Source organism: Vibrio fortis (assembly GCF_024347475.1).
GTDB lineage: Bacteria > Pseudomonadota > Gammaproteobacteria > Enterobacterales > Vibrionaceae > Vibrio > Vibrio fortis.
Genome location: NZ_AP025487.1, coordinates 748,241 through 758,707 on the forward strand (window position 1 = coordinate 748,241; position 10,467 = coordinate 758,707).

Consider the following 10,467-nt stretch of genomic DNA (forward strand, 5'->3'; position numbering starts at 1 on the left):
GATTTAACCCCAGCGGCTTCGTTATTTATAGCAAGCTACTAATAGCAACGAGATTAGTTGTTGCTGTGCAGTTCGCTGTTTAGTTCAACAGCTGATTTGTTAGCAAGACACTCGATTTGACCAGTCACAGAGTTGCGACGGAATAGTAGGTCAGAAACGCCAGCTAGATCGCGAGCCTTAACCACTTCAACTTCTTGACCAGAAGAGTCAAGCATACGTACTTTAGAGCCCGCAGTTACATAAAGACCAGACTCTACAGTACAACGGTCACCTAGTGGGAAACCAAGACCTGCGTTAGCGCCTAGCAGTGAGTTTTCACCGATAGATACAACAACCGTACCGCCGCCAGATAGCGTACCCATGATAGAAGCGCCACCGCCGATATCTGAACCATTACCAACAACAACACCTGCAGAGATACGACCTTCAACCATGCTCACGCCTGTTGTACCTGCGTTGAAGTTGATGAAGCCTTCGTGCATAACCGTTGTGCCTTCACCCACGTGTGCACCCAGACGAACGCGAGACGTATCAGCGATACGCACGCCTGCTGGAACTACGTAATCTACCATTTTCGGGAATTTGTCTACGCAATCTACAGACAGAGCACGACCTGCTAGGCGAGCTTCGATTTGGCGATCTGCTAGCTCAGGAAGATCGATTGGACCTTCGTTTGTCCATGCGATGTTGTGCAGTAGACCGAAGATACCATCTAGTACAGTACCGTGTGGTTGAACTAGGCGGTTAGAGATAAGTTGTAGTTTAAGGAAGCCTTCCGCTACTGAAGCTGGCTTCTCATCTGTTGCAAGAACAACAAGCACAAGTGGTTGCTCAGACGCTGCTGCTTTTTCTGCGAAAGACGCATTTGCTGCATCGTCGTTTGCTGCGAATGCTTTCGCCAGTTCTGCGCTTTGTGCAGCAGAGATTTCGATAGCTTGGTTGCCTTCAGTGTAACCTGCAACTTCAGCCACAGCGGCTACAAGAGCATCGCTTGGGTTTAGAAGTGGGTTAGGGAAGAACGCTTCAATGATTTTATTGTCGCGGTTTTTGGTCGCCGTACCAAAGGCTAGTGAAAAGTAAGCCATGTTGAATCTCCATGTGTTGAGTCTTGATTTTGCTACCTCTTGATTGGCTGTTCGTGTGGTGAACAGCTTGGGTAGCAAAAGTTAATTTAATTGGGTTCATCATAAAGAGAGCGCCCTCGTTATGAAAGGGCGCATGGGGAGAAAGTCTGTAAAATGATATTGCTTGTCTTTTGAGAGATATTTTTCTGCAACAAGATAAAGTGAATTTTGCACTCATTTTTAGTCTAAGTGCCGATTTCGGCGGTCATACACGTTAGACAAACAGCGCTTTATAGGCTTGTTCAATGCCTTCAATCAGCATTTGCATACCAATAACCGCTAGGATCAGACCCATCATTCGGGTGATAACATTCAGTGCACTAGGTCCAACGGCTTTGACAAATCGTTCACCGAACACAAACAGGACATAAGTGAGAGTACACAGCAAACCGAAGGCAACGATGGTAATGACGGTTTCATAAATCCCCTCGGTGCTGGCGAAGTTCATCGCGGTCGCTATTGTTCCAGGACCTGCGAGAATCGGCATCGCTAGAGGGGAAACTGCGATACTCAGTGCCGCATCCTGTTGGGCATCAGAGTGAACTTTCTCTTTGGCTTTGCCGTGTGTGGAGTCGCCCTGCAACATGTGAAAACCGATCAAGAATACTAATATCCCGCCTGTAATTCTCAATGCATAGAGCGTAATACCAAACAGATCGAAGATCAGTTTACCGGAAATCGCAAAGGTACTGACGATGATAAAAGCGATGAATACGGAGCGAAAAGCAATGGATTTTACGGTCTCGCGATCATTGTCTCCGGTGAGCCCCAAGAATATTGGTGTATTGGCAATTGGGTTCATGATGGCAAAGAAGCCCATGAAGACCGTAATGGTGTGGATGATCAGCTCTTTCATATTATTCCCTTAATAAAGATAGAGTTAACGTGTGTCACTCATCTGAGAATAGATAGTAGACCATGTTGAGAGCAAAAAATAGCCAGCATAATCGCTGGCTATCTGTTTCACGTTATTATTGGTATTTTTGTGTCGGTACAGGGGTTAAGCGGCTTGGCTCACGGCTACGGCTAATGCCACAGTTGCTCCCACCATCGGGTTGTTACCCATACCGATGAAACCCATCATTGCCACGTGAGCAGGAACCGAAGAGCTGCCTGCAAACTGAGCGTCAGCGTGCATTCTGCCCATGGTATCAGTCATGCCGTATGATGCTGGACCGGCTGCTACGTTGTCTGGGTGCAAAGTGCGTCCGGTACCACCACCTGAAGCCACGGAGAAATAAGCTAAACCTTGGCGAGTACGTTCTGCTTTGTAGATTCCGGCAACTGGGTGTTGGAAGCGGGTTGGGTTAGTGGAGTTACCGGTAATGCTGACATCGACTTGTTCACGATGCATGATGGCCACCCCTTCACGGACGTCATCTGCACCGTAGCATAAAATTTCTCCGCGAGGGCCTTGTGAGAATCGGCGGCGCTCGGTTTCAATGAGTTCACCGGTCTGGTAATTATACTGAGTGCGAACATAGGTAAAGCCATTAATACGTGAGATAAGGTAAGCCGCATCTTTGCCTAAGCCATTCAAAATTACTTTGAGCGGCTTAGTGCGAGATTTGTTGACGTTCAGTGCGATTTTGATCGCCCCTTCAGCGGCAGCAAAAGACTCATGCCCAGCCAAAAACGCGAAACAACCACTTTCTTCATTAAGCAAACGCGCGGCTAGTGCTCCGTGACCAATACCGACTTGGCGCTGCTCTGCGACACTACCGGCCTTGGTAAAGGCTTGTAGTGCTTCACCGATAATGTTGGCTGCTTGTTCTGCGGTTTTAGCGCGACGATGCAGCGCCAATGCTGTGCCTAGAGTATAGGCTTCGGTCGCGCTATCGAAAGCGATAGGTTGGGTGTCCATCACCAGTGCTTTCGGGTCAACCTCATGTTCTAGGCAGTATTGGTAAGCTTCGTCGAGAGACTCTAAGTTCATTTCTGCCAAAACGCGAGTTACAGATGGGGTATTTAATGTGTTCATTGTCTGATTCCTGTTTGGCAATTAGTGTTGGCGTGGGTTGATGGTTTTTACGGCTTCATCGAAGCGGCCATAGGTACCCGTGGCCAGTTCAGCGGCCTCGGCAGCGGGAGTGCCCTGGTTCATCGCTTTCATCATTTTGCCAAGGTTGAGATATTGATAACCGATCACTTCACTGAATTCGTCTAGCGCAAGCTGAGTGACATAGCCTTCAGCAAGCTCCATGTATCGCACGCCTTTGGCTGAAGTAGAGTAGCTGGTACCGACTTGGCTGCGTTGCGTTTGCCCTAAATCTTCAAGAGCAGCACCAATCTCCAAGCCGCCCTCAGAGAACGCAGATTGAGTACGGCCGTATACAAATTGCAGAAAGATTTCGCGCATCGCGACGTTAATCGCATCGCACACTAGATCAGTATTAAGTGCTTCGAGAATGGTTTTGCCAGAGAGGATCTCTGCGGCCATCGCTGCAGATTGAGTCATGCCTGAACAACCGATGGTTTCGATCAGCGCTTCTTCAATGATGCCATTTTTGACGTTGAGCGTTAGCTTCGCAGCACCTTGTTGTGGGGCACAGGCACCAACGCCGTGGCTTAATCCGGAAATAGCAATTACGTCTTTTGGACTGACCATCGCACCTTCAACTGGAATGGGTGCAGAAGCATGAAGATCACCACGTTGAATCGGGCACATGTTTTGGATTTCAGATGAGTATTGCATAGTGTTTTCTCACTTGTAGGGTCAATAAGACCTAGGACGCTGAGAAAACAGGACATGTTGGAAGAGGTGTGGCTAATTTCACTACAGATCTTGCGTATCGTGACACCAAGGAAAAGAGCAAGCTAAGCTCGTAAAATGGTGGGTATAACGATACTACCAACAGGAATACCTGTTTTCGATTCTGTAGGAGTCATTAGCACGGTTCGATATGAACGGGCGGTTGAAGCTAGAAAGCCAAGGTGGAACCCCATCACCTGATGGCGTATAGATTAGATCTCAATCACACTTTGGTGCAAGGGAATGTTTAGAGCGATTTTGACTATAAACTCGCTTCATTATATTTCGATAAATATAAAAAAACGCCAATCACATACTCGAATTAGAGTGGTCATTGGCATTTTTTAAGAGAGGTATCAGCGAGTTATGCTGCGTCTTCTTCCGCGTCTTCAACGGCTTCAAGCTTTTTCGCTTTCTTAGGCGCTGGTTTGCGTTTAGCACCTAGTGCATAAAGAACTTCTTCTTTGTTCTTCGCAAGGTACATTGCAAGCTCTTCTTGCTTGCCTTCGTCTTCTACTAATTCGCTTTTGCCTAACAGTTCAAAAAGCTCATCAGCCATATCCAGCATTTTGTCGTATGCGTCAGCTTCGGCTTTAGAGGTAAAAGTCATTTTCTCTTCTCCGTTGCGTTCCACCACGTACTTGACGATAACAGCCATGGTTAATCCTCTAAGTTTGATAAATTTTACTGGCTTTTTATACAGTTTTAGTGGCTAAAAGTCCAGTTACCAGCCCTGATAGAAGTATCAATCTTGATGTGTCGCCCACTCTTCACAATAACTCATGAAGGATTTGAGAAGTGGACTCTGATATTTGTCTTTATGAACCAGCATCCAAAAGCGACGTTTCATATCAAGAGGTACATTAATGACCTTGACGCGACCATCTTTGATGGCAGGCTCTGCCGCCAGTTTTGACAAGCATGCTAGACCTAACCCAGCGGAGACCGAGTTGATGATCGCCTCAGTAGTGTTGAGCTCAAAGGATTCATACCAATGCTCGATACGGGGTGCGACGGTTCGAAGGAAAAACTCACGCGTCCCTGACCCGGACTCTCTGAGGATCCAGTGACTGCTCTCAAGCTCTCTTAATGGCACTGATTCCAATTGAGCCAGTGGGTGATTAGCGCTAGCGACAATACACATCTCATCGCTGCTAAATTGGCTTGAAATCAGCTCTGGATGTAAGGTCTTGCCTTCGATAAGCGCAATGTCCAGTTCATAATCGACCAGCTTTTGGCAAATAAGAGCGCTGTTGGAAATAAACAAACTTTGTTCTTGATGCTGAGTTTGTTCGCGAAAACCAGATAAAATAAAGGGCGCAACTTGATTGCCAATTGTGTCACTGGCACCGACTTTGAGTAGTCCGCTTAAGACTTGATCATCATTAAAAAGGGCATCAATGCTTTCTGCTCGATGGAGAATTTCATCAGCCAGTGGCAACAGCTTTTGCCCCTCTTGGTTGATAACCAGCCGATTGTTAACACGATCAAACAGTGAGTGGCCAAGTTGTTTTTCCATCTCACCGAGAGCCATGCTTACCGCGGCCTTTGATAAAAACAGCGCTTCAGCTGCAGCGGTCATCGTTGAGTGTTGGGTGATGGTGACAAAAACTTTGAGTTGTTTAATGGAAATATTAGCCATCGATTTTCTATCAACCTTTGAACGAGTACATTATGTTCAGAACTATTGAACAGTTGTTATATATAATTGGATATAACTTAACAAATCACAAGCGTAATATGGCCTCAACAAGCTGATGAGTTCGCAAATAAGTGAACAAGACCAAAGAGAGGCTGACATGATTCAACGACTAAAATACAGATTAACCGGTGCGCCGACGCCTATGGCAGGCTTAGCGCTTGCTATCGCCAGCTTAGGTTGGTGTTGGGATGGGGTGTTAGTATCTCAAGGTCTACTGCAAACTCCGGGTTTAGTTCAGTGGATTAGTGCCGCGATTGCAGGCGTTTTGTTGGCTATTTTAGCTGTAAAATTTCTGGTTCACGGGCATTTGCTTCGTGAAGATCTTGCGCACCCAGTGGTGGGAAGTGTTGTCCCGACGTTTGCGATGGGATGTATGATCGTATCGGCGTCACTTGACCCTATTTCACTGTTCCTAAGAGAGTTAGTGTGGCTACTTTCAGTTGGTTTGCATGTGGTGTTTTTGGTGAGCTTTTTGTATCACCGAATTAAAGAGTTTGAAGTGCATCATATGGTACCAAGCTGGTTTGTTCCGCCTATCGGTATTGTGGTCGCAGATGTATCTTTTTCTGGAAACCCAACACTTGCCCCAGTGGCGCATGCAACGCTCGTTTTTGGTTTGATGCTTTATGCTGTGATGCTGCCGATGATGATCTATCGCTTAATGTTTCGCCATGAAATTCCAGATGCAGCTAAACCTACTATAGCGATTATGGCAGCTCCTGCGAGTCTCTCTTTGGCTGGGTACTTGACCGTTACTGAGACGCCGTCGCCAGTTATTATTGGTCTGTTATTTGGTATTGCGGTTCTAATGACATTCATTATCTATGTGGCATTTTTTAAACTGCTTCGCCTGCCATTTAGCCCGGGCTACGCCGCGTTTACCTTTCCAATGGTGATTGGCGCTACCGCGTTGTTTAAGTTGGCTGCGTGGATGCAAAATGTGGATATCGATGTGCAATATGTTAACCAAGTATTTAGTCTCGCGTACATAGAGCTTATTGTTGCCACGCTGGTAGTGGGTTATGTAGCGGTACGTTACTACATGAACTACAAACCACATCGCGTTATGGTCAGCGTAACTGGTCGATTGTAAGGCGGCTCAGTTCAAAAGATAAACAGACCTTAAGCTTTTGGTATTTCATAAGCTTATATTGCTCATCCAAACTCAGCACTTATGCTAATCTGGCAGTATATTGTGGCAAGATTAGCGTGAGTGCACTTTGTTTACTGTTTACCATTCCAATAAAGTTGATACTTTAAAAATTCTCCTCGTTCACTTGATTAAGAGTGATCCTCTGGCTAACCCATTTGATAAAGAGCAAATCTTGGTCCAAAGTCCAGGTATGTCTCAGTGGCTGAAAATGGAGTTGGCTAAAGAGTTTGGTGTTGCCGCAAACATTGATTTTCCGCTTCCCGCTACCTTTATCTGGGAGATGTTTACCCAAGTCCTGCCTGACGTACCCAAGCGCAGTGCCTTCAACAAAGAGTCGATGACTTGGAAGCTGATGAGCATTCTGCCCGCTAAGCTCGACCATCCTGATTTCTTGCCGCTTCAGCGCTATTTGGAAAGTGACACCGATAGCTCAAAGCTTTATCAATTGGCTGAGAAAATTGCCGATATTTTTGATGGTTATTTGGTATATCGACCAGAGTGGATGGCAGCTTGGGAGGCTGGTGAACCAGTAACAGAACTTCAAGATGCCGAAGGTCATCAAGAGCATCCTTGGCAGCCAATTTTATGGCAAGCTTTGTACCAACAAACCCTGTTTCAAGGTCAGTCAAAGTACCATCGTGGCAACTTGTACCATGACTTTATTGAAGCGCTCGCACAACAGAAAGGTCAGCTTTCCCATCTTCCAAAGCGATTGTTTGTATTTGGTATCTCATCACTACCGCCGCGCTATATGGATGCGCTCAAGGCAATGGGTGAACACATTGATGTCCACTTGATGTTCACGAATCCATGTCAGCACTACTGGGGTGATATTCGTGACAGAAAATACCTAGCAAGAGTCGAAGCGCAGCGTCGTAAGCAGTTTGCTTTGGTCGAGGGCTTGCCTCAATTAGAGGGTGAAGTCTCGCCATTAAAAGATGGCTTAGAGGCCAATGTTGAAGATGAACTGCATACGAGCCAAGCAATGGGCAATAGCTTGCTGGCATCTATGGGCAAGCTAGGTCGAGATAATCTGTATTTATTGTCTCAGTCTGAATGTGAAGAGCATGAATTTTTCATTGATGTTGAGCGCGATAGTCTATTGCATCAGCTTCAAGCCGATATTTTAGAGCTGGAAGAGCATCAAGATGATCATATCCTCGATTCGAGTACACATAAGCAAAGTATTGCTCTTGGTGACCGGTCGTTAACGGTTCACGCTTGTCATAGCCCGATGCGTGAAGTGGAAGTGTTACACGACCAGTTATTAGCGATGTTTGATGCAGATTCAAGCTTAAAGCCACGCGACATTATCGTGATGGTGGCCGACATCAACGCCTACAGCCCAGCGATTCAAGCGGTATTTGGTAATGCGCCGGGTGAGCGCTACATCCCTTATTCAATTTCAGACCGTACGGCCGATCAAGAGAGCCCAATCTTAACTGCATTCATGCAGTTGGTGGCGCTGCCAAAGAGTCGTTGTTTGGCTTCCGAATTACTTGAGCTACTTGAAATCCCTGCGATGATGGCGCGCTTTGATATCGATGAATATCAATTCGAACAAGCCAAACAGTGGGTTGAAGAGGCGGGTATTCGCTGGGGTGTTGATGGCAGCACCGCGACAGAATTTGACCTACCCGAGACACAGCAAAATACTTGGCTGTTCGGTGTTCAGCGTATGCTGCTTGGCTACGCAATGTCGGAATCAGCAGGATTGTTTGAAACCGCCGACTCATCGATTGCTGCATACGATGAAGTGCAGGGCATGAGCGCAGAGCTTGCGGGTAAGCTCGCGCATTTTATTGATCGTATTACCCATTATCGACAGCGCCTAAACCAGCCACAATCGATTGAGCGTTGGCGCGAGACCCTGTTGAATTTGATCGATGACTTCTTCAGCGTAGAGCTAGAAGGTGAAGTGGTATTGAAGTCGATTCGTGATGCCCTCGGGCAACTTAACGAACAGCTTGATGACGCCTTGTATGAGCAAGACCTATCACCAAGCATTGTTTATCAGTACTTGAACAACAAACTCTCAGGAGCGCGTATCAGCCAACGCTTTTTAGCAGGGCAAGTGAACTTCTGTACTCTGATGCCAATGCGTTCGATTCCATTTAAAACAGTGTGTCTGCTAGGAATGAACGACGGTGTTTATCCTCGCTCTATGCCACCAGAAGGCTTTGATTTAATGAACGGTCGCACTCGTCCGGGGGATCGTTCTCGCCGCGATGATGACCGTTATCTGTTCTTAGAGGCAATGCTATCAGCGCAAGAGAGTCTATACATCAGTTATGTTGGTCGCTCTATACAAGACAATACAGAACGAGTTCCGTCCGTCTTGGTGTCTGAGCTTATCGAATATTGTGAGCAGAACTACTGCCTACAAGGCGACGAAGCTCTGGGAAGCGATGAATCTGGGCGCAAATTAAGCCAAGCGCAAATGTTTGAACACACCATGACGCCATTTAGTCCGAGTGCTTTCATGCCGTCTCAAGACAATACCCAGCTCAGTTACGCTAAAGAGTGGCTGCCTGCCGCTAATCGAGCGGGGGAGCGTAGTGGCGAATTCAATCGTGCGTTAGAAGATTATCTTGCAGGGGCAACGTACCCTCTCGAGCTTGATCTGGTTGAGTTACAGCGTTTTTGGCGTTTACCTGTTCAATACTTCTTCAATCGTCGCCTCAAGGTGGTATTTGAGCCACCGTTGCCTGTGATGGAAGACGATGAGCCATTCGTGTTGAATGGCTTAGAGAGCTATCAACTTAAAGATGCACTCTTACAAGTATTGATTGATAACCCTCAATCACCGGATGAAGCCATTCGCCACTTTGTCGCGAAACAGAAAGCGCAAGGTCGTTTGCCAGTTGGGGCATTTGGTGACATTGAGTTTGAGACCAACCGAGTTCAGGCGGAAGAGTTAGCCAAAGAGATCCAATTCGTTACCGGTGCTCCGAAAGAAGATCTAGAGGTGAATATCACGATAGATAGCCTCGGCGAAGGAAAACCGGTCAAGCTGATTGGTTGGCTTACTCATCACTATCAATCAGGCTTAGTGCGTTATCGCAGTGGTAAAATTCGTGCGCAAGATTACCTTGCTGCTTGGATTGATCATCTGTGTTGTAGTGTGATGGGGAACCCTCAGACAACGCATATCATTGGCTATGACAAAAAAGAGGGGGTAGTGCATCTCACGCTTAGCCCTCTTAACGACATTCAAGCAGCAAAACAGACTTTAGGTGAACTTGTTCGTCTGTTCTATCAAGGCATGACTCAACCTCTACCATATTTCCCTAAAACGGCACTGGCGGGCGTTGAAGCTGGCTTTGGCCGAGGAAAATGGGTTGATGATGAAGAGAAGTCTTTGAAGAAGATGGCTGATACATTCAACGACAGTTATGCCTTTACCGGTGAAGGGCGCGATAGCTACATCTCACGTATTTGGCCGAAGTGGGATGAAACATTAGCGGCAGAAGCAAGGCTCTACTCAACACTGGTCATGCAGGCAGCGCGCTTTGCAGCGGTTGATCCCAGTGATCAAGAGTAACAGTGGGCGATCGCTAAGATCGCCACAACTCCATCTACAGGGCCGATCACGCCAATGGGTACTGGAAACCAATAGTGGTTTCAGAAAAAGTGTAGAACAGATGAGAGAAGTGCTGGGAAGTCAGGGAATTGAAAGCACAGGAATTAAAGTGGCCGCCAGTAAATCATTATTAGTGTAGGGCGTTCGCTGTAC

General features: G+C 46.7%; 8 protein-coding genes and 1 riboswitch. Of the genes, 2 read left to right on the forward strand and 6 right to left on the reverse strand.

Annotation, left to right across the window (positions count from 1 at the left end):
• Nucleotides 1–53: 53 nt before the first annotated feature.
• The 6 genes from dapD to OCV50_RS03320 form a co-directional block, all read right to left on the reverse strand.
• Entirely contained in the window at nt 54–1,085 is a 1,032-nt protein-coding gene (dapD, locus tag OCV50_RS03295; RefSeq protein ID WP_032551396.1) for a 2,3,4,5-tetrahydropyridine-2,6-dicarboxylate N-succinyltransferase, read from the reverse strand.
• A 253-nt stretch (nt 1,086–1,338) separates the two neighbouring features.
• Nucleotides 1,339–1,980, reverse strand: coding sequence for a MarC family protein (locus OCV50_RS03300; protein WP_239842409.1), 642 nt, complete (start codon nt 1,978–1,980; stop codon nt 1,339–1,341).
• A 144-nt stretch (nt 1,981–2,124) separates the two neighbouring features.
• Nucleotides 2,125–3,105 (reverse strand): GGGtGRT protein, encoded by a 981-nt coding sequence (locus OCV50_RS03305; protein WP_261903700.1) that lies wholly within the window; start codon nt 3,103–3,105, stop codon nt 2,125–2,127.
• Nucleotides 3,106–3,126: 21 nt separating this feature from the next.
• A complete protein-coding gene (locus OCV50_RS03310) occupies nt 3,127–3,819 on the reverse strand; it encodes an iron-sulfur cluster assembly scaffold protein (RefSeq protein WP_239842411.1) in 693 nt (230 codons plus the stop codon).
• A 177-nt stretch (nt 3,820–3,996) separates the two neighbouring features.
• Nucleotides 3,997–4,083, reverse strand: a riboswitch (Fluoride riboswitch).
• Between the two features lie 157 nt (nt 4,084–4,240).
• Nucleotides 4,241–4,534, reverse strand: coding sequence for a YebG family protein (locus tag OCV50_RS03315; RefSeq protein ID WP_032551401.1), 294 nt, complete (start codon nt 4,532–4,534; stop codon nt 4,241–4,243).
• Between the two features lie 87 nt (nt 4,535–4,621).
• Entirely contained in the window at nt 4,622–5,518 is an 897-nt protein-coding gene (locus tag OCV50_RS03320) for a LysR family transcriptional regulator (protein WP_261903701.1), read from the reverse strand.
• Nucleotides 5,519–5,675: 157 nt separating this feature from the next.
• On the opposite strand from OCV50_RS03320, the gene OCV50_RS03325 reads away from it, so the two are divergent.
• The gene (locus tag OCV50_RS03325) at nt 5,676–6,671 is read left to right on the forward strand and encodes a TDT family transporter (RefSeq protein WP_449369358.1); all 996 of its coding nucleotides are present in this window, start codon (nt 5,676–5,678) and stop codon (nt 6,669–6,671) included.
• Nucleotides 6,672–6,798: 127 nt separating this feature from the next.
• On the forward strand, nt 6,799–10,275 hold the full coding sequence (gene recC / locus OCV50_RS03330; RefSeq protein WP_261903702.1) for an exodeoxyribonuclease V subunit gamma: 3,477 nt from the start codon (nt 6,799–6,801) through the stop codon (nt 10,273–10,275).
• Nucleotides 10,276–10,467 lie beyond the last annotated feature (192 nt).